21 protein-coding genes and 2 tRNA genes are annotated in these 20,440 nt (G+C 71.5%); 12 read left to right on the plus strand and 11 right to left on the minus strand.

What is annotated here, in order from left to right; genetic code table 11:
- The first annotated feature begins 223 nt into the window (after window positions 1–223).
- Entirely contained in the window at window positions 224–490 is a 267-nt protein-coding gene (locus tag ACZ6W9_RS22005; protein ID WP_470119361.1) for a hypothetical protein, read from the plus strand.
- Window positions 491–607: 117 nt separating this feature from the next.
- Here ACZ6W9_RS22005 and ACZ6W9_RS22010 read toward each other — a convergent pair.
- Window positions 608–683 (minus strand) — tRNA-Arg (locus ACZ6W9_RS22010).
- Window positions 684–779: 96 nt separating this feature from the next.
- Entirely contained in the window at window positions 780–1,370 is a 591-nt protein-coding gene (locus ACZ6W9_RS22015; protein WP_470119363.1) for a hypothetical protein, read from the minus strand.
- 133 nt (window positions 1,371–1,503) lie between these two features.
- Here ACZ6W9_RS22015 and ACZ6W9_RS22020 point away from each other — a divergent pair, with 133 nt between their 5' ends.
- Both ACZ6W9_RS22020 and ACZ6W9_RS22025 read left to right on the plus strand, forming a co-directional pair.
- The gene (locus tag ACZ6W9_RS22020) at window positions 1,504–2,679 is read left to right on the plus strand and encodes a sensor histidine kinase (protein ID WP_470119365.1); all 1,176 of its coding nucleotides are present in this window, start codon (window positions 1,504–1,506) and stop codon (window positions 2,677–2,679) included.
- A complete protein-coding gene (locus ACZ6W9_RS22025) occupies window positions 2,676–3,311 on the plus strand; it encodes a response regulator (RefSeq protein ID WP_470119367.1) in 636 nt (211 codons plus the stop codon). The genes ACZ6W9_RS22020 and ACZ6W9_RS22025 overlap by 4 nt, the downstream gene beginning before the upstream one ends.
- A gap of 123 nt (window positions 3,312–3,434) precedes the next feature.
- On the opposite strand, the gene ACZ6W9_RS22030 is transcribed toward ACZ6W9_RS22025, so the two are convergent.
- Genes ACZ6W9_RS22030 through ACZ6W9_RS22040 form a run of 3 tightly spaced genes read right to left on the minus strand, consistent with a single transcriptional unit; the run spans window position 3,435 to window position 5,882 of the window.
- Complete coding sequence (locus ACZ6W9_RS22030) at window positions 3,435–3,899, minus strand: MaoC family dehydratase (RefSeq protein ID WP_470119369.1); 465 nt, start codon at window positions 3,897–3,899, stop codon at window positions 3,435–3,437.
- A 10-nt stretch (window positions 3,900–3,909) separates the two neighbouring features.
- A complete protein-coding gene (locus tag ACZ6W9_RS22035) occupies window positions 3,910–5,370 on the minus strand; it encodes a hypothetical protein (protein ID WP_389970000.1) in 1,461 nt (486 codons plus the stop codon).
- Entirely contained in the window at window positions 5,370–5,882 is a 513-nt protein-coding gene (locus ACZ6W9_RS22040) for a SigE family RNA polymerase sigma factor (protein WP_470119371.1), read from the minus strand. The genes ACZ6W9_RS22035 and ACZ6W9_RS22040 overlap by 1 nt, the downstream gene beginning before the upstream one ends.
- An 85-nt stretch (window positions 5,883–5,967) precedes the next feature.
- On the opposite strand from ACZ6W9_RS22040, the gene ACZ6W9_RS22045 reads away from it, so the two are divergent.
- From ACZ6W9_RS22045 to ACZ6W9_RS22060, 4 genes are all read left to right on the plus strand, one after another.
- Window positions 5,968–6,582 (plus strand): TetR family transcriptional regulator, encoded by a 615-nt coding sequence (locus ACZ6W9_RS22045; RefSeq protein WP_470119373.1) that lies wholly within the window; start codon window positions 5,968–5,970, stop codon window positions 6,580–6,582.
- A 1-nt stretch (window position 6,583) separates the two neighbouring features.
- Window positions 6,584–7,543 carry a hypothetical protein gene (locus ACZ6W9_RS22050; protein WP_470119375.1) on the plus strand — a complete coding sequence of 320 codons (960 nt, stop codon included), beginning with the start codon at window positions 6,584–6,586 and terminating at the stop codon, window positions 7,541–7,543.
- Between the two features lie 362 nt (window positions 7,544–7,905).
- Window positions 7,906–9,045, plus strand: a complete 1,140-nt coding sequence (locus tag ACZ6W9_RS22055; RefSeq protein WP_389969992.1) for a hypothetical protein — start codon at window positions 7,906–7,908, stop codon at window positions 9,043–9,045.
- Window positions 9,046–10,303: 1,258 nt separating this feature from the next.
- Complete coding sequence (locus ACZ6W9_RS22060; RefSeq protein WP_389969990.1) at window positions 10,304–10,660, plus strand: hypothetical protein; 357 nt, start codon at window positions 10,304–10,306, stop codon at window positions 10,658–10,660.
- A gap of 166 nt (window positions 10,661–10,826) precedes the next feature.
- Here ACZ6W9_RS22060 and ACZ6W9_RS22065 read toward each other — a convergent pair whose 3' ends face one another.
- A complete protein-coding gene (locus ACZ6W9_RS22065) occupies window positions 10,827–11,702 on the minus strand; it encodes an aminoglycoside phosphotransferase family protein (protein WP_389969988.1) in 876 nt (291 codons plus the stop codon).
- A 129-nt stretch (window positions 11,703–11,831) separates the two neighbouring features.
- Window positions 11,832–12,281 (minus strand): carboxymuconolactone decarboxylase family protein, encoded by a 450-nt coding sequence (locus ACZ6W9_RS22070; RefSeq protein WP_362943384.1) that lies wholly within the window; start codon window positions 12,279–12,281, stop codon window positions 11,832–11,834.
- 82 nt (window positions 12,282–12,363) lie between these two features.
- Here ACZ6W9_RS22070 and ACZ6W9_RS22075 point away from each other — a divergent pair, with 82 nt between their 5' ends.
- Together ACZ6W9_RS22075 and ACZ6W9_RS22080 are read left to right on the plus strand one after the other, a co-directional pair.
- Window positions 12,364–13,242 (plus strand): sigma-70 family RNA polymerase sigma factor, encoded by an 879-nt coding sequence (locus ACZ6W9_RS22075; protein WP_389969986.1) that lies wholly within the window; start codon window positions 12,364–12,366, stop codon window positions 13,240–13,242.
- 237 nt (window positions 13,243–13,479) lie between these two features.
- Entirely contained in the window at window positions 13,480–14,043 is a 564-nt protein-coding gene (locus ACZ6W9_RS22080; RefSeq protein ID WP_389969984.1) for a dihydrofolate reductase family protein, read from the plus strand.
- A 152-nt stretch (window positions 14,044–14,195) separates the two neighbouring features.
- Here the strand turns inward: ACZ6W9_RS22080 and ACZ6W9_RS22085 are convergent.
- Both ACZ6W9_RS22085 and ACZ6W9_RS22090 read right to left on the minus strand, forming a co-directional pair.
- Window positions 14,196–14,285: transfer RNA gene (locus tag ACZ6W9_RS22085), tRNA-Ser, on the minus strand.
- Between the two features lie 396 nt (window positions 14,286–14,681).
- The gene (locus ACZ6W9_RS22090) at window positions 14,682–15,242 is read right to left on the minus strand and encodes a YceI family protein (protein WP_389969982.1); all 561 of its coding nucleotides are present in this window, start codon (window positions 15,240–15,242) and stop codon (window positions 14,682–14,684) included.
- 101 nt (window positions 15,243–15,343) lie between these two features.
- On the opposite strand from ACZ6W9_RS22090, the gene ACZ6W9_RS22095 reads away from it, so the two are divergent.
- Window positions 15,344–15,820 carry a MarR family winged helix-turn-helix transcriptional regulator gene (locus ACZ6W9_RS22095; protein ID WP_362943372.1) on the plus strand — a complete coding sequence of 159 codons (477 nt, stop codon included), beginning with the start codon at window positions 15,344–15,346 and terminating at the stop codon, window positions 15,818–15,820.
- 80 nt (window positions 15,821–15,900) lie between these two features.
- Here the strand turns inward: ACZ6W9_RS22095 and ACZ6W9_RS22100 are convergent, their stop codons facing one another.
- On the minus strand, window positions 15,901–16,419 hold the full coding sequence (locus ACZ6W9_RS22100) for a SigE family RNA polymerase sigma factor (RefSeq protein WP_389969979.1): 519 nt from the start codon (window positions 16,417–16,419) through the stop codon (window positions 15,901–15,903).
- 303 nt (window positions 16,420–16,722) lie between these two features.
- Here ACZ6W9_RS22100 and ACZ6W9_RS22105 point away from each other — a divergent pair, with 303 nt between their 5' ends.
- Complete coding sequence (locus tag ACZ6W9_RS22105; protein ID WP_389969977.1) at window positions 16,723–17,673, plus strand: hypothetical protein; 951 nt, start codon at window positions 16,723–16,725, stop codon at window positions 17,671–17,673.
- Between the two features lie 126 nt (window positions 17,674–17,799).
- Window positions 17,800–18,654 carry a MauE/DoxX family redox-associated membrane protein gene (locus tag ACZ6W9_RS22110; protein ID WP_389969975.1) on the plus strand — a complete coding sequence of 285 codons (855 nt, stop codon included), beginning with the start codon at window positions 17,800–17,802 and terminating at the stop codon, window positions 18,652–18,654.
- 115 nt (window positions 18,655–18,769) lie between these two features.
- On the opposite strand, the gene ACZ6W9_RS22115 is transcribed toward ACZ6W9_RS22110, so the two are convergent.
- Entirely contained in the window at window positions 18,770–19,951 is a 1,182-nt protein-coding gene (locus tag ACZ6W9_RS22115; protein WP_470119381.1) for an AAA family ATPase, read from the minus strand.
- Between the last annotated feature and the right edge of the window lie 489 nt (window positions 19,952–20,440).

A 20,440-nucleotide genomic window follows, 5' to 3' on the forward strand; every position in this document is an offset into this window, starting at 1 on the left:
GTCTCCTCTCCTGCCCGCCCCGGTTCTTCCTGCCGCGGTGCGCTCCTTTTGCCCTGCTCGGTGACCGAAAAACTGATGAGGACCGAGCACAGGCGGGCGGAACGCCGACGGATCGAGAGCCAAGGGGCCGCGCGCCTCCGAACTCGTCACCGTCCTCCGCGATCACTTCAAGACCTTCGGCGCCGGTCCGGACGGGCGGGTCCTCTACGGCGCTCACGGTGGCGTGCTCGCCACCAGCACCATTCAGCGGATCCGGGACAAGGCCCGCCGCGCCGCCCTCGGTCCGGAGGAGTACGGCTCACCGCCAGTGAAGCGCGTCTACGACCCCCGTCATGCGCGCCCATCCACCCGGCTCAACACCGGCACCTCGCCGAGGCGGGTGGCCGAGTGGGCAGGCATCGGCGTGGAAGTGTTCTTGCGCGCCTACGCCAAGTGCCTCGTGGGCCAGGACGAGGTCTCCATGCGCCGGATCAGCGAAGCTCTGGGCTGAACCTTCGGCACGTATTCGGCACGATCAACCGGAGACAACCGACGACAGCCGGACACCAACAGCTGATCCAGAGCACGAAAAAGCCCAGGTCACCGGTTGATGACCTGGGCTTTCGCCTGGCGCGGCCGAGAGGACTCGAACCCCTAACCTTCTGATCCGTAGTCAGATGCTCTATCCATTGAGCTACGGCCGCTCGCTGCGTAAGTAACTATAGCGGGTTCCGTGGAGTACCTCGAACCAGTTGTCCGCTCTCCTCCGAAGCGCCTCCGGAGCTCGTACCCGCCGAGACTCACACCCTCCGGGACTCCCGCGGTTCCGCCGGGACGTCATCCGCCTCTCCCCGGCCCTCCTTCGCCTTCTTCGGGAAGAGGGTGTAGCTCACCGGCCAGATCAGGGCGATCAGGATGATCCTCGGCAGGCTGAGCATGAAATCGTTCAGAGCGGCGGTCCGTGAGGGGTCTCCGACGATCCAGGCGAGGCCGAGCAGCAGGCCGCAGGCGATGCCGCACGCGAGGACGATCCTGAACCAGATGCCCCATTCGTAGCGGGCCCGTGCCATGCCTCCGGCCGGCGGCTTCCACGGTTCGGGGCCTCCGGCGAAGCGGTGGGCGAACTTGGCGTCGGCCCACTTCACGGTCCGGTGGCCGAAGACGACCGAGTACGCGAGGTAGGCGGCGGCCAGGCCGTGGCGCCAGTCGGCGGTGGCGCCGTCGCGCATGTCGATGACGGAGGCGGCCAGCAGGACCACGTCGAGCAGCGGGACCCCGATCAGCAGGGCCGTGCTGATCCGCCGCATGCGCCAGAGATAGCGCGTGACGAGCCCCAGTCCGAGAAGGACCCAGAACCCGATCTCGCACCCGATGATGACGGCCAGAATCATGCCTCCAGCATCGCCGCCCCGCGCCCGCGGGACATCGTCGCTGGTGAGGAACTACCGTACATACTTGTATGTACGGCCAAGCCGCCCCGTACGCGTATGTCCACCACGCGGCCCGGATGGTGAGATGAGAGGCATGAGACGGGACGACGTGCTGTGGGCCGTGGCATCGTTCCTCGGGGGCGTCGCCCTGCTCGCCGCCGGCGTCTACCAGCACCGCTGGGCGCCCGCCCCGCTGTTCGCCGTCCCATTGGCGCTCACGTGCCTGGGCGTCGCGGTACGGCGGAGCAGGCCGCTGCTCGCGCTCGGCCTCGGGGTGGTGGCCTTCGCCGGTGACTTCGCCATGGGATTCTCCCTGGGCACCGTCATCGTGGTCACCGACAACATCTACGCCGCCGTCAGGTACGGCCCCCGTGCCCTGGGCCGGTGGATGCTCGGCATCACCTCGGTCTTCGCCGTCGTCGCGGGCGTGACGGCCGGGATCCTCATGCGTGAGGTGGAGATGGCCGCGGTGATCCTGGTCCAGTGCGCCCTCGTCGGGACCACCCCCGTCATCACCGGAATGATCATCAGACAGCTGGAGGAGCAGGCCGCGGCCGAGCGCGCCAGGGCCGAGCAGGTGGCGCGGCTCGCCGAACTGGACCGGACGGCGGCCGTGCAGGCCGAGCGGGCGAGGATGGCCAGGGAACTGCACGACATGATCGCAAACCACTTCAGCGCGATCGCCATCCAGTCCACCGCGGTGCTCTCCCGCGCCGACCTGGACGGGGACACCGTGCGGACGGTGCTGGAATCCGTCCGGGAGAACAGCCTCCAGGGCATGACCGAGATGCGCGCCATGATCGGTCTGCTCCGGGGGGAGGACGAGGAGGCCGAGGCCGTCCGGCGGAGGGTGGCCGAGGCCGGCGAGTTGGCCGAGCGGGCCCGGGAGGCGGGCATGGAGGTACGGTTCCACGTGGACGGCGAGGCCCGCGACCTGCCCGCGCCGGTGGATCTCGCCGGATACCGGATCATCCAGGAGTCGCTCACCAACGTGCTGAAGCACGGTGGGAAGGCCGCCGACGTGGTGGTCGGCTACCGGCCGGGTGCGGTCACGCTGACCGTGGACAATCCGCTGGACGACGCCGGGCGCCCGCTCTCCGGCGAGGGCGTGATCACGGGCGCGGGCGCGGATGCGGGGGTCGTCAGCGCCGGTGCGGGGATCATCGGCATGCGGGAGCGGGCCGCCCTCGTCGGCGGCGAGTTCGAGGCCGGGCCGTACGGCGGCGGCTGGCGGGTCCATGCCCTGCTGCCCACCGAGGAGTTCGCATGACCATCCGGATCCTGGTCGCCGACGACCACGCGGCGGTCCGCGCGGGGATCGTCCTGATCCTCGGCGGCCACGGCGACATCGAGGTGGTCGGGCAGGCCGCGGACGGCGAGCAGGCCGTCGCGATGGCGCGCGAGCTGCGGCCCGACGTGGTGCTGATGGACGTCCGGATGCCGAGGCTGGACGGCGTCTCGGCGACGCGCGAGCTGAGCGGGGTCGCCGATGTGCTGATCCTGACCACGTTCGACCTCGACGAGTACGTCTTCGGGGCGCTGCGCGCCGGAGCCGCCGGCTTCCTGCTGAAGAACACCGACGCCGACGCGCTGGTGGACGCGGTGCGGGTGGTGGCCCGGGGCGACGGGCTCATCTCGCCCTCGGTGACCCGGCGGCTGATCTCGGCCTTCGCCACGTCCGTGCCGGAGCGCGAGCCGTACGACCTGGGGAGCCTGACCCCGCGTGAGCGCCAGGTGCTGGCGTGCGTCGGGCGGGGCCTGTCGAACGCGGAGATCTCCGCCGAGCTGGACATGGCGGAGGCGACCACGAAGACCCATGTCAGCCGGCTTCTGGGCAAACTGGGACTGCGCAGTCGCGTCCAGGCGGCGATCCTGGCCCGGGGACTCCCGCCGGAGGCGTGAGGGGCACCCGGGCCGGAGCCCGCCGCGCGGACCTCCGCGGCCCCGGCCGGTCCGGGATCCGCCGGCCCCGGCCGGGGCATCCGGAACCGCCGACGGCGCCCGGACCCGCCGGAGCGCCGGGGCTCAGTCGTTCTCGGCGGGGACGTAGAGGGAGAGGGTCTCCGCGACGCAGGCGGGCCTCTTCCCGCCCTCGACCTCGACGGTCATGCGGACCTTCGCCAGGTAGCCCGCCGGGGTCCCCTTGACGTCGAGGAGCTCGGCTCCGGCCCGGATCCGTGCCCCGACCGGGACCGGCGAGGGGAAGCGGACCTTGTCGAGCCCGTAGTTGATCCCCATCGCCAGGCCGTCCACCCGCACCAGTTCCGCCATGAACGACGGCAGCAGCGCCAGGCTGAGGTACCCGTGGGCGATGGTGGCCCCGAACGGGCCGTTCTTCGCCCGCTCGGGGTCCACGTGGATCCACTGGTGGTCGTCGGTCGCGTCGGCGAACCCGTCGACCCGTTCCTGGGTGATCGGCCGCCACTCGGTGTGTCCCAGGTGCTCGCCGCGGGCGGCCTTGAGCTCCCTGACATCGCTGAAGATCCTCATGGGCAGAACGTTATTCCGTCGAGGGCACGGCGAGAAGGTTCACGACCGTGAACTCCTTGCCGCCGCCCTTCTCGACCGTCGAGCAGGCCTTGACCTTCCCGGTCGGGCTCGGAGCCCCCGACGGTCTGGGGATGGAGGACGCGTCCTCCATCCTGCACTCCTCCACCTGACGCCGGTCCTCGTCCCAGTAGATGATCGAGGTCGGCGAGGAGGAGATCCCGGTGCCGAGGCCCCCGCCGCCGGACGAGTTCCGTTTACCGACGCCTGCCGCACGGCCGGTGACCGGGTCGTACACCGCGGCCAGCGGTAGGTGGAAGTCCTCGATCTCCTCTCCTTCCGTGTCGAGACCGGTGACCGGGGACAGACTGAAGAACCCGAACCTGCCGTCAGCGAGGGGTGTGTACTCCATCCTGCCGAGCAGTCCCGGTAGGGCCTTACGGCCCGAGCCGTCCGTCCGCTGCACGATGGTCTCCTCGCCGCGCGCGCCGAAGCACCAGGCCGGACCGCAGCGCAGCCCTCGGGCGGCGTCCGGGACGTTCACCTCGGTCGCCTGGCCCGTCTCCAGGTTGACCAGCTTGGTCTGGTTCCTGTCCCAGTCCTCGCCCTCCTCTCCGTTGGCGACGTCGAACGCCCACGGCCAGGACAGCAGGTGCAGGCCGTCCGTCCCCGGGATCGGCTCCGGGGAGCCGCCGGTCAGCGGCATGCGGTAGAGCCCCCCGGCGTTCACCGACCAGACGACGGAGTCCGCGGTGACGCCGATCCGCTCCACGTGAGCTTGGGCGCCCGTGACCTCGCCGACCTGCCGCGCCGTGCCGCCGCCTCGGGGGACGACCCAGAAGTCGGCCCACTCGTCACTGTTGTTGGGGGTCTCCCCCCACCACACGATGGAGTCGGCCCCCGCCTCGACGTCCTGTGCGAAATAGCCCTTCACACCCGGCGGGGCGGGCATCTCGGCGAGCACGGTGCTCCTGTGCGCCGCGGTGTCGTAGACCTCCAGCCGGCCCGCCTTCTCGAACGACGACTCGGCGGAGAGCAGCAGCTCCGTGGCGCTCAGCCCGGTGATCGGCCGGTACTTCCAGCCGTCCGCGGCCTTGGCCGGGATGGTGGACACCGCCTCCGGCCAGACCTCCGTGACGGGCCGCACGTCCGCCTCCGGCTCCCCCCCGGCCGCCCGGGAGGGGTCGTCCGCTTCGGCGGAGGACGTGGCGGCCGGCTCCGACGGGCCGGCCGCCACGCCGGCGATCCGGGCGCTTTCCCCGCCCCCGCTGGGGAAGGCGCCCCTGGCCACCGCCGTACCGCCGCCGATCACCGCCACCACGCCGGCCACCGCGAGCACCGACTGCGCCCGCCTGCGTGTCCGACGCCTGCGCCGGTCGGCGATCGCCGTGAGCACGTCCCCGGCCGGCCCGGGCGCGTCATCCGCGGCTCCGCGCAGCGCGCGGACCAGATCCTGTTCGTCCCTGTCCTTCATCACACTCGCCCCGTCTCGAGAGCGGTGACCCGCACCCTGAGTTTGTCCAGCGCACGGGCCGCCTGGCTGCGCACCGTGCCGCGTGAGACGCCGAGGAGCTCGGCGATCTCCTGGTCGGAGAGGTCCTCGTAGTACCGCAGGACCAGTACGGCCCGCTGCCTGGGCGGCAGCCCCTTCAGCTCCTTCCACAGGCCGGTGTCGTCCCCGACGCGGTCGTCGGTGTAGGCCCCTTCGGGGACCGCCGCGACCAGCCGCTCCCTGCGCAGCCGCCGCCAGACGCTGATGTGCAGGCGGGCCATGGTCGTGCGGACGTACCCTTCCGGGTCATCGCGCTTCCTGATCCTCGGCCAGGCGTCCCCCAGGCGCATCAGCGCCTCCTGCGCCAGGTCCGCCGCGTCGTCGGCGTTGCCGGTGAGCACGTAGCCGTACCGGTACAGCGCGTCGGCCCGTGCGGCGACGAAATCGGTGAACTCCACATCCCAGGGACGCCCGGGGGACCGCATCTGTTGCATCCCCCTTCTCCGCGGTCCTTCGGCGTGCCGCCGAAAAATTTGAACCGGGTATGAATTCGTACTCGGTACGAGTTAATCTATGGGCATGGCGGGATTGAGGGAGCGGAAGAAGGAACAGACCTGCCGGCGGATCACCGCGGCGGCGATGCGGCTGTTCGCCGAGCGCGGGTTCGAGGCGGTGACGGTCAACGAGATCGCCGAGGCGGCCGAGGTCGCCAAGGCGACGCTGTTCGCGTACTTCCCGACCAAGGAGTCGCTCGTCCTGCGAGGGGTCGGCGAGGACGACCCCGCGGGAGCCGTGACGGGGCGTCCGGCCGGGACGTCGTCGTTGGAGGCGCTGCGGGCGCACTACCACGGGCTCGCCGCCGCGCCCGTGCCCGCGGACGCGATGGACCGGGACGAGCTGATCACCCGGATCAGGGTGATCACGGAGAGCCCGGCGCTCACCGCCGCCGCCGGCGCCCTCCTCTACCGCCAGCGGCGGGAGCTGGCCCGCGCGCTGGAGGAGGAGTACGGCGAGCCGGTCGCGGCCCTGACGGCCGCGCAGATCACCGCCTCCGTGCAGACCGTCCAGGAGACGTTCTTCGGCCGCCTGATGGCCGGGGCGTCACCGGAGGAGGCCGGCGCCCGTCTCACCGGGGACATCGACCTCGCCTTCGACCTGCTGCGACACGGCATCGAACGATCGGAAGGACACTGACATGCGCGCACGCGGCATCAACTACGACACCGGGTTCCTTCCCGGCCCGGACCTCGGCCGCAGGGCGTTCGACGCCGAGACCGTCCGGCGCGACATGGAGGTGATCGCCGGCGAGCTGCACTGCGACGCCGTACGGATCTCCGGCGGTGACCCGGAGCGGCTGGGCGTGGCGGCCGGGCACGCCGCCGCCGCGGGGCTGGAGGTCTGGTTCGCCCCCTTCCCCGTGGACCTGGAGCCCGGCGCGATGCTCACGCTGTTCGCCGACTGCGCCCGCCGCGCCGAGACCGTACGGCGGGGCGGCGCCGAGGTGGTGTTCGTGACTGGGTGCGAGAGCAGCGCCTTCGGCGCCGGGTTCATCCCGGGCGACGGCTACCTCGACCGCCTGGCGAAGCTGATGACCGCCGACATGACGTGGTGGGCGTCGTTCCACGAGGTGATGGAGCGCTTCAACGGCTTCCTCGCCGAGGCCGCCGCGACCGTCAGGGCCGGATTCGGCGGGCGGATCACCTACGCCTCGGGCCCGTGGGAGTTCGTCGACTGGAGCCCGTTCGACATCGTCGGCGTCGACGCCTACCGCGACGCCCGCAACGCCGGCTCCTTCCGCGCCGAGCTGCGCGAGCGGTTCGGGCACGGCAAGCCGGTCGCGGTGACCGAGTTCGGCACCTGCCCCTACCGGGGCGCGGCCGACCTGGGCGGCATGGCCTGGCGGCCGCCCCGGGACGCGGTCCGCGACGAGGGTGAGCAGGTCCGGTACTTCACCGAGCTGATGGACGTCTTCGAGGAGGAGGGGGTGGACACCGCGCTGTGGTTCACCTTCGCCGGTTTCTCCCATGTCGGTGACCGGGACCTCGCCTCCTACGGCGTGGTCGGCATGCTCGACGAAACCCGGTGGCGGCCCCGCGAGGTGTTCGGCGCGATGGCGTCCCGTTACGCGCGGGCCGCGCGCCCCGCCGTACCGTGAACGGCCGCCGGAACGTTTCCCCGCTCCGTGAACGACCGCCGGAACGTTTCCCCGCTCCGTGAACGGCTGCGGGGACGGCCCGCCCTCCGGTCCGGCGGCGCGCACGGGAACCCCGAAAAACAGGGATCAACGCGCGAATGCCCCGAAGGCCGATATCAGCACTGAAAGGCCGATCGGCTGCGCATTACGCGTCGGCCGGCGGGAAGACCGGACTGCTTTTCCTACCGATGTGACGCGCGTTTAACGTTCGTCATCTGAATCAACACCCTGTCGTGTCTGGCGTCGGGTATCTCCTGACCGGTGCCGCTCTCGCGGCCCGGACGGACCTGATTTCCCATACGCCACGAACGATATGGAATGAAATGATATCGAGCAGCAGTAGATACGGCCCTGAGAAGGGATACGGCGGGCACGCCCGAGCCTGGGCCGTCGCGGTGACGGTGACCGTCCTCCACCTGGCCGCCCCGCTCCACGCGCCCGCACAGGCCGCGACCGGAACGGACGGGGCCGCCACGACCCGGGACACCGGGACCGCCGCGGTCCACCGGACGGCCCGCGGCACGGGAACCGTCGGCATCGCGAACGCCGAAGCCGCCGAATCCGCCGGGGCGACCGGCCTCACCGGAGCGGCCGGAATCCTGGGAACCGGCACGGTCTCGGGCGACGGTTCCCAGACGGCCGGAAGCACGGAAAGCGGTGGGATCGGGGAGGAGGAAACCGGCATGGCCGTGGGCGCGGAAGCCTCGGCGGCCGAGGACGCGGAGGTCGTCATGACCGGGGGCACGGAAGACACGGCCGGGGACATGGCGGCCGGCACGGCCGAGGGCGCCCAGGACCTCGCCCTGGACTTCCTCGCCGGGCTCGCCGCCGGGGACCGAGCGGAGACCGCCGACGACCTGGCGGAGGCTTCGGATGTTTCGGAGCCGGCGGCCCACGGCTCGGACCGGGCCGCCGTACGGCCGTCCCCCGGCGCCGGGGACGCCTTCGCCAGGGAGATCTGCGGGGGCCGGAAGGGATACGTCTTCAGGAACGGCAGGTGCCGTCGCCCGGCCATGAGATCGGGGAACCTCCGGGGACAGCCCGTTCCGTCCAGGCCCCCGGGCTCATCCGGCGTCCAGGGACCGCCCGGACCCCAGGGGCCGCCCGGGATCCCCGGCCCGCCGGGCCGGCCCGGACCCCAGGGACCGAGTGCGGGCGTCGCCATGGCGTTCCAGGGCGGCACCGCCTTCTTGGGCGCCCCCCGCAGCGACGGAGCGCTGCTGCTCCGGGATCCGCGGACGACCCCTCGCTGGTTCGACCTCTCGTCGGTGCCCGGTTATCCGGGCGGCGTGGTCGGCCTCACCATGTCGAGCCTGGGGAACGACCTCCACCTGACGGTGCGGAACGCGAACGGCAAACTGGCCTACACCTCGTGCGTCGTACAGCCCACCCCGGGGACGCCGGGGAACCCCAGGTGGCCGGAGAACTGCATCCCGTTCATCGACCTGACCCCGCCGAACTGAGCGGCACCGCCGCCCGGTGGAGACGTCCGCCGGGCGGGCCCGGCACCGTCGGACAGCGGCGAACGCCGGAATATGCGATTCTTCTCCTACAATCAGGATAATGCACTGAAACAGTGACCAGCGAGCCATAGTTCGAAATCCCAGCCATGTCACTGGATCAGCACGGTCGCCGGGCATCGGCCGGCAGAAAACACCGCCGTTTTCCAGGAAATATCAGCAAAAGGGCGGTCGGACGGCAGGCCGGTGCAGATTACCGACAGAACGCCTGAAGCTTTGTTTACCCTCGCCGAACCGTTCCAATATGACCTACACCCATTTTCTGGGTATCTGCCGAACAGTGCCGCCTGTCATGGCACTGAGAGATACACCCCTCCAGAATTGGAACGACATGGAAAACAGAGGATTTTCTCAGAATAAAAGGCGTATGCCGGTTTCCTCCCATCGCGGGCGCCTCACGGGCCTGGCTCTCGCCGCGACGGCGGGCGTCCTCACGATGGCGTCGAACCAGATGCCCGCGAACGCCTACGGAGGCCCTCCGATATACGAGAACGCCGAGAAGGGCATCGTCCCGCACGCCCGGCACGTCTCCGTGGGGCCACGTTCCTGCGCCTGCCCCGGAGGCTGCCGAGGATGCCGGAGAGGGTTCGGCTGCGGCGGCCACCGCGGATGCCGCGGACCGCGCGGCTTCCGCGGCCCGGTGGGCCCGGTGGGTCCCCGGGGTCTGGACGGCAGGCCCGGAGAGTCGATCGTCGGTCCCCCCGGACCACCCGGCCCCCCCGGACCGCCCGGACCGCCGGGACTCATCGGCCCCGCAGGACCGGCGGGGCCTGCCGGACCCGCCGGACCGATCGGCCTCACCGGACCGGCCGGACCGGCCGGACCCGCAGGACCGATCGGACTCACCGGACCCGCCGGACCGGCCGGACCCGCAGGACCGATCGGACCCGCAGGACCCGCAGGACCGATCGGACTCACCGGACCCGCCGGACCGATCGGCCGCACCGGACTGACCGGTCTGACAAGACTCACAGGCCCTGCCGGACCTGCCGGACCTGCGGGTCCCCAGGGTCCTGCCGGACCTCAAGGGCCTCCCGGGCAACCCGGCGCCGCTCTCGGTCCGGGGCAGGGGCCACGGGGACCCGCCGGGCCGGCGGGGCCGCAGGGACCGGCCGGTCCGCGAGGGCCCGCCGGCCCGGCGGGAGCGTCCTCGAACTGCACGCCGAGCCTCACCAGCTCAACGTCCGTCACCTACTGCCAGATGACGGGCGTCGCGGAAGGCGTCATGTGGCTCGCCGGGCGTCCGCGGCCGTTCCCCGCGTCCATCACCCCGGTCTGCGGGTACGGAGCGGTCGGGTTCATCGAGTACCCCGGCGTCGCCTGCCTGCTCACCGGCGGCGGTTCCTTCGGAGTGATCGGCTCCCCCGCCCAGGCCGGCATGGCCGTCTACCCCGGTAGGGCCGTCACGACCGGTACGGCCGTCATCGGGGGGCGTCCCGGCGCCTGGCGTCCTCCGTCCGTCGCGTGCCCGGAGGTCACCGTCCCGATCCCGGTCGCCGTCCCGGTCGCGAGTGCCTCGACGGTCTGCTGCGTGACCGTCGCCACCGCGCCCTGCTAGCGAGGCCCGTTCCGCAGGGTCCGGGAGCACCTCGCGGGCTCCCGGACCCACCGGACCCACCGGGCTCCCGGACCCACCGGACTCCCGGACCTAGCAGGCCGGCGGTGAGGGCGGAGGGCTCCGGCACGTCCGGCCCTCCGCGACCCCGCCGGCCGCTCACACCCGGTCAGCCGACGACCGGGTCCTCCAGGACCTGAACGAGGACACGGCTCTGGAAGCCCCCGGCATCGGGGCTGGACAGGTGAGCCATGGTCACCAGCGCCTTCCACAGCGCCCAGCCGCGTGCCCGCCGCCAGGCGTCGTCGGGCAGACCGGCCGCCTCCCGGAAGACCTTCCGCTCGTCACCGGCGAAGTAGGTCCAGGCCATGACGAGGTCGCAGGCGGGGTCGCCGACGCCGGAGGTGCCGAAGTCGATGACCGCGGACAGCTCCCCGCCGGTGGTGAGCAGGTTGCCTGCGGCGACGTCACCGTGGAACCACACCGGCCGGGACGGCCAGGCCGAGGTCAGCGCGGCGGCCCACACCGCCTGGCAGGCGGCGACGTCGACGACGTCCCCGAGCGTGCCGAGCGCCTGCTCGACCTGGTCGCCGTAGGCGCTGGGGTGACAGCCCCGGAAGAAGGAATGGCGCCCGGCGGCGGGTCCCCCGTGTGCCGGAACCTCCCGGAGCGCGGTCAGGAAGCCCCCGAGATCGCGGGCCAGCCCGATCCGGTCGACGTCCGCCGCGTCATCCAGGGTGTCCCCGGGAAGCCAGCGCCGTACCGACCAGGGGAACGGGTAGTCGTCCGCCGGGCGTCCGACCGCGACCGGCACCGGAACGGGCAGCGGCAAACATCCGGACAGAAGGGGTAGGCAGCGGTCCTCCTTCTCGACGGCGGCCACATAGCCCTCGGCGCTGGGCAGCCGTACGGCCAGTTCCTCGCCGAGCCTGAAGGTCCGGTTGTCCCAGCCCTGACGGTCGACCGGCCGGACCGGGAGGTCGCCCCATTCGGGGAACTGCCCGGAGACCAGTGTGTGCACGAGTTCGGCGGTGATGTCGATCACGGGTCCCAGTCTGCGGTCCCTCCGTGCCGGCCATCCACTGCTTTTCCACGGCCTCTCACGTGCTCGCCGTACCGCCGCCGTTCCCGGTCCGGGAGGCGCGGTCGCCGGGTGGACGACGCCCCGTCCGGCTCACCAGGTCTTGCCGGCCTGCTCGCGGATCGTACGGTTGATCCGGTTGAAGAAGTTGGTCAGCGCGATCTCCAGGTTGATCGCGGACAACTGCTTCTCGTCGAAGTGCGCGGCGGCCGCGTCCCAGATCTCGTCGGTCACGCCCGGCGCGCCGTCCTGGATCCGGGTGGCGGCCTCGGCCAGCGCGAGGGCCGCCCGCTCCGTCTCGGTGAAGAAGGGCGTCTCACGCCAGGCGGCCACGCTGTGCAGCCGCTCGTCCGTCTCTCCCTGCTTCTTGGCCGACGCGACCCCGGCGAACACGCACGGGCTGCAGCCGTTGATCTGGCTGACCCGCAGGTGTACCAGGCCGAGCACGAGCGGGTCGACGCCACCGGCGTGAATCGCCTTGTGGAGGCGCTGGATCGCCGTCATCACGTCGGCGTCCGCGCGGCTCTTCATGCGTGCTTCCATTGGCCTTGCTCCCTCATCGGTTACCTGTGCCCGTCCGGGCCCGTCATCCCCATGACGGAGTGGATCCGAGGGAGGTAACGACATGTCCGGCGCCAACCCGGCGGACCCGGTGGACGAGGCGTTCGAGGCCCAGCGCGACCGGCTGCGCGCGGTGGCCCACCGCATGCTCGGATCGCACGCCGACGCCGAGGACGTGGTCCAGGAGGCCTGGCTGCGGCTCCGCCGGCAGGACCCGGCGACCATCCACAACCTCGCCGGCTGGCTGACCACGGTGGTCGGCCGGATCAGCCTCGACGTCCTGCGTTCGCGGCAGGCCCGCCCCGAGGCGTCCTACGACGACCGGTTGCCGGAGCTCGTCGTGACGGCCGATGACGGCCTCGCGCCGGAGGACGACGTGGCGCTGGCCGACTCGGTCGGGCTCGCGCTCCTGATCGTCCTGGAGTCGCTCCGGCCGAGCGAGCGGCTGGCGTTCGTGCTGCACGATCTGTTCGCGGTGCCGTTCGACGAGATCGGCCGGATCCTCGGCAGGTCCGCCGACGCCACCAAGATGCTCGCCAGCCGCGCCCGCAGGAAGGTACGGGGGACCGGGCGGCCGGTGTCCGCCGGACGGGAACAGCGCGAGGTGGTCCAGGCGTTCCTGGCGGCGGCCCGCCGCGGCGACTTCGAAGGGCTGCTGCGCGTGCTCGACCCCGAGGTGAAGCTGACCGTCGACACCCCCGGCGGTGTGGTCGTCGTCCTCGGCGCCACCCAGGTCGCCGCCGGCGCGCGGCTGCGCCGGCAGCAGGCCGCACGCGGACGGGCGGTGCTCGTCAACGGCCTTCCCGGGTTCGTGTCCTGGTTCGAGGACGGCACCCCACTGTCGGTCATGGCGTTCACCGTCGTCGACGGCCGGATCGCCGACATCGCGGTCGTGGCGGATCCGGCCAGGCTCGCGTCGATGGATCTGCCGGATCCGGGGTGACCCACCGCCGAGACGGTCGCCGCGGGAGGGTCAGGGCCGAGGCGGGACGCGAGCGCGGTGCCTGACCGCGCGACCGGCCGATGGACCGGGCACCGATGATTTCCGGGCGGCGGTGTCGTCTGAAGCGTCAGCGGCAGGCCACGGACGGCGTGGCCACGCGGGTGCCGCGGCCCGGGGAGGCGCACGTTCCCCGGCGAACACGGCCCCCGGACGACCCGAGACCACGGAGTTCTGATCATGCGAAAGCTGACGGCGACAGTGTTCAACTACTCCCTCGACGGCCTCCTCGCCGACGAGGGCACCGATTTCTGGAAGTTCTGCTTCGACCTGCCCGAGAACCGTGAGCCCGACGACCCGGCGCAGCTCGACTTCCTCCGGAGCGCGTACGCCCACCTCATGGGCCGCACCGCCTACGAGAGCATCAGCGAGGCCATGACGGCGTCCACCGACCACCCGTTCGCCGACATCCTGAACTCCGGGCGCAAGGTCGTCTTCTCCCGGACCCTGAAGAAGGCCGACTGGGCCGATACCGTCATCGCCGCCGGTGACACGGCGGAAGAGATCGACAGGCTCAGGCTGGGCGGCGACGGCCACATCGTGGTCTGGGGCGGCGTCGGCCTCTGGCGGTCGCTCATGCGGCTCGATCTGATCGACGAGTTCCAGCTGAGCGTGTTCCCCTACGTCGCGGGCGAGGGCACCCGGCTGTTCGACGGCGACCCCGGGTCCTACCGGCTCGGCCTGGTCTCCAGCACCGCCTCCCGCAACGGGATCGTGGATCTGCGGTACCGGCGACACCGCTGACCCGGCGGCGGGACGCGAGCACGCGCATGGGCGCCGCTCTCGGGGGCGACGGGTGACAGGCGGGTGACAACTGCGACCCGAACCGCAGCCCCGGCGGTGTCCGGGAAACAGAAAGGCCCTCTCCCGAAATCTGGGAGAGGGCCTTTGACCTGCGGAGGCTCGGGGATTTGAACCCCGGATGGGCTGTAGACCCAAACCGCATTAGCAGTGCGGCGCCATAGACCTGACTAGGCGAAGCCTCCTGGTTGCCGTGTGGCTCAGAACAGCGTACCGGCCATCAGGCAGTGCGGCAAAGCGGTTGGCGGGCGAGCCTCCGGGAATGCCCGGCCCCGCGAAGGATCAACCGCGGGGGAACCGCCCGGGTCCCGGCGGGAAGCGGACCCGCCGAGTCGTCCACAGCTGTGGAAAACTTGATCCACAGCTGTGGACAGAAGAATGAATCCCCAGCTCAGCACGGATCGGAGGCTGGGGATTCCATCCGACGCGACGCGGGCTCCCGGAGGGTGGACACGATGCGCCCTTCCGGGATGCGCCCCCCGCGGTGCGTTCCCACCGTGGTGCGCCCCCTCAGGAGACCTGACGGGCGCGGCGCCTCTCCCCGGGGAACCGGGCGGGACCGGACGGCCGGCCCGGACGGGTCAGGCCGGGTTGGCCTCGCCCTCGATCTCGATCTTGACCTTCCGGCCGACGAGGACGCCGCCGGTCTCCAGGGCCTGGTTCCAGGTGAGGCCGAACTCCTCGCGGTCGATCTCGGTCGAGATGGAGAAGCCCCACACGTCCTGGCCCCACGGGTTGGTGCCGGCGCCGCCGTACTCGACGGTGAGCTCGACCTCCTTGGTGACGTCACGGATGGTGAGGTCGCCGACGACGGTGAACTCGTCACCGGAGTGGCCGGTCACCCGGGTGCTGCGGAAGGTGATCTCGGGGTACTTCTCGGACTCCAGGAAGTCCCCGCTGCGCAGGTGGACGTCGCGGTCGGCGTTGCCGGTGCCGATGCTCGCGGCCTGGATCGTGAGCTCGGCCGACGACTCCAGGGGGTTCTCGGCGACCGTGACCTTGCCGGCGAAATCGGTGAAGTTGCCCCGGGTCTTGCTGACCATCATGTGCTTCACGACGAAACCGACGCGGGTGTGCGCGGCGTCGAGAACGAAGGTGCCGGGGGCGGGGAGCTGCAGCCCTTCCCAGGTACGAGTGCTCATGGTCTACTCCCGAGTGGATATTGCGGCGCGGATGTTTGAGTCAGCATGTTTCTACATGAGGAATATTCATTCCGTCAACTACCTTCGGATACAGTGAGAGCGTGATCCCCTTTGACGACTCCCGCCTCACCGCGATGGGCCTCCTCGCCGAGGTCCACGGCGGCCTGGCGGCGAAGACCCGGTCGACCTTCGCGGCGGCGGGGCTGTCGGACATCGACTTCGAGACGCTCCTCCGGCTGGCCCGCTCACCCGGCGGACGCCTGCGCATGAGCGACCTCGCGGCACAGACGAACCTCTCCACCAGCGGCATGACCAGGGTCGTCGACCGGTTGGAACGTGACGGCCTGGTCGCCCGGCAGGCGTGCCCGGAGGACCGCCGGGCCTCCTACGCCGCGATCACCGACGCGGGCGCCGAACGGCTCGCCACCGTCGTCCCGCGGCACCTGGACGACATCGAGACCTGGTTCACCGGCCTCCTGCCCCCCGCCCGGCTCGACGCCTTCCTGGACGCGCTCAGGGTCATCCGCGACGCCGTACGGCCCTGCGCCACGGCGGGCGTGGAGGACCACACCGGATAGCCGCCCCGGCGCGCAGACTCCACCCGGACCGCACGGACCCCGGCCGTCCGGCGAAGCCGCCGGCGGGCCCCCGGCGTCGGTCATGACCGCGGCCCGGACCTGCGCTGCTCGGGGATCGTGAGGTCGCCGCGGAGCTTGGCCATCGCCCGCGAGACCGTGCTCTTGACCGTGCCGATGCTGATCCCCAGGGTCTCGGCGATCTCCGGCTCGGTCATGTCCTCGTAGTAGCGCAGCATGATCGCCGCACGCATCCGGGTCGGCAACCGGCCGAGGGCCTGCTCCACCCGCTCGGGCAGCGGCGCGCGGACGCCCGCGAGGGCCGGCTCGGGGACGTCCTCCGACGGGTACTCCTCCAGCTTGCGCCGGCGCCACCAGGAGATGTTGATGTTGACCATCGCCCGCCGCACGTAGCCGTCCAGGGCGCCGCGGTCCTGGATGCGGTCCCAGGCCAGGTAGGTCTGGGCGAGGGCCGCCTGGAGCAGGTCCTCCGCGTCGCTGTGGTGGCCGGTCAGCTGCCGGGCCGCGCGCAGCAGCGCGGGGCCGCGAGCAACGACGTACTCGCGGAACTCCTCGTGGTTCCCGCCGGTCACCGCGATCACCAGCCCGCCTGCGGTCAGGGTGCGTGTAGTCGCCAGAATCGCAGCCCGCGCCCCTGATCCGGCTGAACCGGAACCCATATTTCATACGGTCAACGGCAAAAAACGAGTTCGGCGGGAACCCCGGTGTACTCGTACGCCGCGCTTGGTTTCATCCCGTTACGGGAGGTAACGCGTTGCATCGAGGATGGGAATTTTGATACCCGGTCGGAGTCCTGCCGGTTCCAGGGGCCGAAGTCGGCGCCCGGCCACCGGCGGTCGTGTGAGGCTAGCTCCGGAAGACCTCACCTGAGCATGGGAGTGGCGATGCCATACCGCAGCGTTGACCGCCGCCGGGTCCTGGCGGCGGCGGCGCTTGGCCGGAGCCTCGACGTGCCGGGCCCCGCCCCGGACGGGGACGGCGTCTTCCAGGCGGTCACCGGAGAGCTGCTGGACGTCAGCCCGCACCTGATCCTCGTCGAGACCCCCGAGGGACACCACGAGCGGCTCGTCATCGCACCGTGGGCGACCGCCTGGCGCGGCGAGAACGTCGCCCCGGCGGACCTGCCGCGGGGCGCCAACGTGATCATCAGGGCGTTGCGGTCCGGCCGGGTCGTGGACCGGATCTGGGCGGACATCACCCGGATCACCGGGGTGATCCAGACCATCGGAGCCGGGAGCCGGGACCAGACGGTGGAGCTGTACTGCGGGCCGCACCGCGGACGCCGCACGATCGTCGTGCCCTACGGCGCCTCCGGCCGGCTCCGCGTCCGGCACCCGAAGTTCGAGCCGGGCTATCTCTTCGACGCCATCGGCGTGCGGGAGGACGGCGTGGCCAAGGCCCGGCTGCCGGCGACCTCGCAGCCGCCCTACCGGTGGACGGCGGTGCCCAAGCCTCCACCCGGTTACGGCGCCACTCAGTCACGCATCTCCGGCACCGCCACCTGGTCGGACGCCTTCGACTACGCGGAGCGCGGCGCGGCCTATCCCATGCTGGAGCGTTCCGACGCCGACTGCCATGACACGGGAGTGTCGTGCACCGGGCTGCCCTATCTGGCGCTGGGCTCGGCGCTCACCGTGCGCAACGTGTGCGCCGGCCGTACCTCGGTCCTGCCGTTGGTGGCGTGCGGCTGCATGGCCGGGAGGTTCTGCGACCGGTGCCTGGAGTGCGGCACCTCCCCGCGCGGCCGGATCGCGGAGCTGTCGGCCACCTCCTTCGTGGAGCTCGGCGGCGACCTGACCAAGGGATGCTTCAACGCGCGGATCGGACTGGGATGACGCCGTGATGACATGGACACCGACCCGGACCACGGTGACGCCGGGATCCGGGATCGCCGGGATCCGGAGGGACACCGGACCTCAGGAGGACACCGGACCTCAGGAGGACACCGGGGTGACGCCGTGATGACGTGGACGCTGACGATGATCGCCGTGGCGCAGCTGCCGGTGCTGTGCGTCCTGCTGGCGGCGGGCGCGCTCGCCAAGCTGTGGACGGCCAGAGGCGACGCCGAACCGGGCGCGCTGGGCAGGCTCGGGCCGGCGGTGCTGGTGCCCGACCGCTGGCGGGCGTCCGCCATGCTCGTCTGCGCGGCCGGGGAGGCCGCCCTGCTGACCGGCCTGCTGGCGAGCGGGCACGCGGCGTTCCGCTGGGCGACGGCCGGGTTCTTCGCGATGTCCACCTACGTCCTGTGGGAGCTGCGGCGGCAGCGCCCCGACGTGGGGTGCGGCTGTTTCGGCGAGGTCAGCGCCGCGCCGGTGGGACTGCGCTCGCTGGGCCGGACGACGGTGCTGACCGCCATGGCCGCCGGGACGGTCTGGGCCCCGCCGGTCTCCGGCTGGTCGCTGCTGGCCGCCATGACGTGGCCGGACGCGCTGGCCGCGGCCGGAGGGCTGGTGGTGCTGGCCGCGCTGTCCCCCGAGATCGAGGAGGCGACCGCCCGGATCCGGCACCGCGCCCCCTGTGAGCAGCGGCCGATGCCCGCGGAGCAGGCGCTCCACCGGCTGCGGACCAGCGCGGTCTGGCGGGCCCACGAGCGGCTGCTGGCCTCCGGCGAGCCGGTCGACAGCTGGCGGGAGCTGTGCTGGCGGTTCTTCGTCTATCCGGGGCGCAGCCGTACGGACGAGCCGGTGGACGTGGTCTTCGCGGTCTATCTGAGCGGGAGGCACCCGGCGGTGCGGATGGCACTGGTGGACGCCGCCGGACAGGCGGTCGACATCGGAACTCTGACGGAATCTAGCCCTGTATCGGCACGTGGCTAGAGAACCCTAGATTTTTCTAGGGCGCGGTCGATGGAGGTCTATACGGCTCTCTAGCTTCCCCACTAGAGAGCCGTATAGGGGTCTAGGACCCGCCTTGAGTATATCGAACACATGTTCAGACGGGTTGGGAACGCAGGAACTTTCCGAAGTGCGGCACGGTGAACGCGATCAGACCGCGCTCGGCGCTGTAGATCAGGCCCTTCTTGATGAGGCTGTCACGGGCCGGGGAGAGACTGGACGGCTTGCGGCCCAGGCCCTCGGCGACCTCGGCCGTGGCGACCGGCTCGTCGCCGATGGCGGCCATCGCGTGCATGTAGTCGCGCTCGGCGGGGGTGGCGCGTTCGTACCGGCTGCCGAAGAAGCCGACCGCGAGCTCCGCCTCGGCCTCCGGCGCGGAGACCTTGATGTCGTCGGCGGTGATCGGGCTGCGCAGCGCCACGTCCCAGGCGACCTTGCCGTACGCCTGGACGAAGTACGGGTAGCCGTCGGCCGCCTCGTAGAGGGCGTCGAGCGCCTCCTGGGTGAACTCCACCCCCTCGCCCTCTGCCGGGGCGATGAGCGCCTGGTCGGCCGCCTGACGGTCGAGCCGGTCGATCCGCGCGTAGCGGAAGAGCCGCTCGGAGTAACTCTTGCTGGCCGACAGCACGCTGGGCAGGTGCGGCAGGCCGGCGCCGACCACGATCAGCGGGCCGCCGCTCTGGGAGAGCTCGTGGCAGGCCACGCAGAGCGCCGAGACGTCCGGCGACTGGACGTCCTGCATCTCGTCGATGAACAGGGCGATGCCGACGCCCAGATCGGTGGCGACCCCGGCGGCGTCGACGAACAGCTCGGTGAGGTCGATCTCCAGGTCGCCGGAGTCGGCCCGGCCCCGGGCGGCGGGCACGTCGATCCCGGGCGACCAGTGCGAGGTGCCCTTGGCCGCGGTCGGGTCGCGCATCGCGAACGCCTTGAGCACGCCGAGGAACTCCTCGATGCGGTCGGGGGCGCGATGCCGGGGCGCCAGCTCCCGGATCGCCAGGTGCAGGGCGGCGGCCACCGGGCGCCTGATCGACTGGTCGGGCCGGGCCTCGATCTTCCCGGTGCCCCACAGCCGCTGCATGGCCATCGATTTGAAGGTGTTGAGGAGGACGGTCTTGCCGACGCCGCGCAGGCCGGTGATGACCATGCTGCGCTCCGGGCGGCCGCGGGCCACCCGTTCCAGGACGATCTCGAACTGCTGCAGCTCACGGTCGCGCCCGGCGAGCTCTGGGGGGCGTTGCCCCGCACCGGGGGCGTAGGGATTGCGCACGGGGTCCACGCTCTCGGACTTTATGACGGGATATAGCGGCCGACGTAGATTTCCGTAGAAAGAGCTACGGCGTGTCGCGCGGCGGCGGGCGGCGGGCCGCCGGATCGGGGTGCGGGTCACCGGCGGCGTCGCGAGCATGACCATGACGCACCCCTCCCACCTGGGCGAACGCCATCCGAGTGAGCGTCCGAACCCGTGTTCGATCCAGTGCCTCCGACTGTAGCGCCCCTTCGAACACAGGAACGAGGTTTTCCACGGAAAGGCTCGGCCAAGAAGTACGGCGGGCCCGTCCGGGCGTCCGGGACCGGCCCCCATCGCAGGTACGGCGGGTCCGCCCGGACATCCGGGACCGGACCCCACCACAGGCACGACTCGCAGGTACGGCGGGTCCGCCCGGACGCCCCGCGACCAGGCCCTGTCGCGGGCACGGCGGATCCACCCGCAGGCCCGCGACCGGACCCCGCCACGACGGCCGCCCACCTCGTGTAGCAGGCTGGC

It is taken from the genome of Streptosporangium sp. NPDC053982, from assembly GCF_055585205.1.

Coding starts and splice junctions, on each gene's coding strand:
- ACZ6W9_RS22060 (WP_389969990.1), top strand. CDS start 10,304: ATGACGGGCGTCGCGGAAGGCGTCATGTGGCTCGCCGGGCGTCCGCGG.
- ACZ6W9_RS22050 (WP_470119375.1), top strand. CDS start 6,584: ATGCGCGCACGCGGCATCAACTACGACACCGGGTTCCTTCCCGGCCCG.
- ACZ6W9_RS22075 (WP_389969986.1), top strand. CDS start 12,364: ATGTCCGGCGCCAACCCGGCGGACCCGGTGGACGAGGCGTTCGAGGCC.
- ACZ6W9_RS22105 (WP_389969977.1), top strand. CDS start 16,723: ATGCCATACCGCAGCGTTGACCGCCGCCGGGTCCTGGCGGCGGCGGCG.
- ACZ6W9_RS22045 (WP_470119373.1), top strand. CDS start 5,968: ATGGCGGGATTGAGGGAGCGGAAGAAGGAACAGACCTGCCGGCGGATC.
- ACZ6W9_RS22110 (WP_389969975.1), top strand. CDS start 17,800: ATGACGTGGACGCTGACGATGATCGCCGTGGCGCAGCTGCCGGTGCTG.
- ACZ6W9_RS22025 (WP_470119367.1), top strand. CDS start 2,676: ATGACCATCCGGATCCTGGTCGCCGACGACCACGCGGCGGTCCGCGCG.
- ACZ6W9_RS22020 (WP_470119365.1), top strand. CDS start 1,504: ATGAGACGGGACGACGTGCTGTGGGCCGTGGCATCGTTCCTCGGGGGC.
- ACZ6W9_RS22090 (WP_389969982.1), bottom strand. CDS start 15,242: ATGAGCACTCGTACCTGGGAAGGGCTGCAGCTCCCCGCCCCCGGCACC.
- ACZ6W9_RS22040 (WP_470119371.1), bottom strand. CDS start 5,882: ATGCAACAGATGCGGTCCCCCGGGCGTCCCTGGGATGTGGAGTTCACC.
- ACZ6W9_RS22055 (WP_389969992.1), top strand. CDS start 7,906: ATGATATCGAGCAGCAGTAGATACGGCCCTGAGAAGGGATACGGCGGG.
- ACZ6W9_RS22035 (WP_389970000.1), bottom strand. CDS start 5,370: ATGAAGGACAGGGACGAACAGGATCTGGTCCGCGCGCTGCGCGGAGCC.
- ACZ6W9_RS22080 (WP_389969984.1), top strand. CDS start 13,480: ATGCGAAAGCTGACGGCGACAGTGTTCAACTACTCCCTCGACGGCCTC.
- ACZ6W9_RS22030 (WP_470119369.1), bottom strand. CDS start 3,899: ATGAGGATCTTCAGCGATGTCAGGGAGCTCAAGGCCGCCCGCGGCGAG.
- ACZ6W9_RS22015 (WP_470119363.1), bottom strand. CDS start 1,370: ATGATTCTGGCCGTCATCATCGGGTGCGAGATCGGGTTCTGGGTCCTT.
- ACZ6W9_RS22070 (WP_362943384.1), bottom strand. CDS start 12,281: ATGGAAGCACGCATGAAGAGCCGCGCGGACGCCGACGTGATGACGGCG.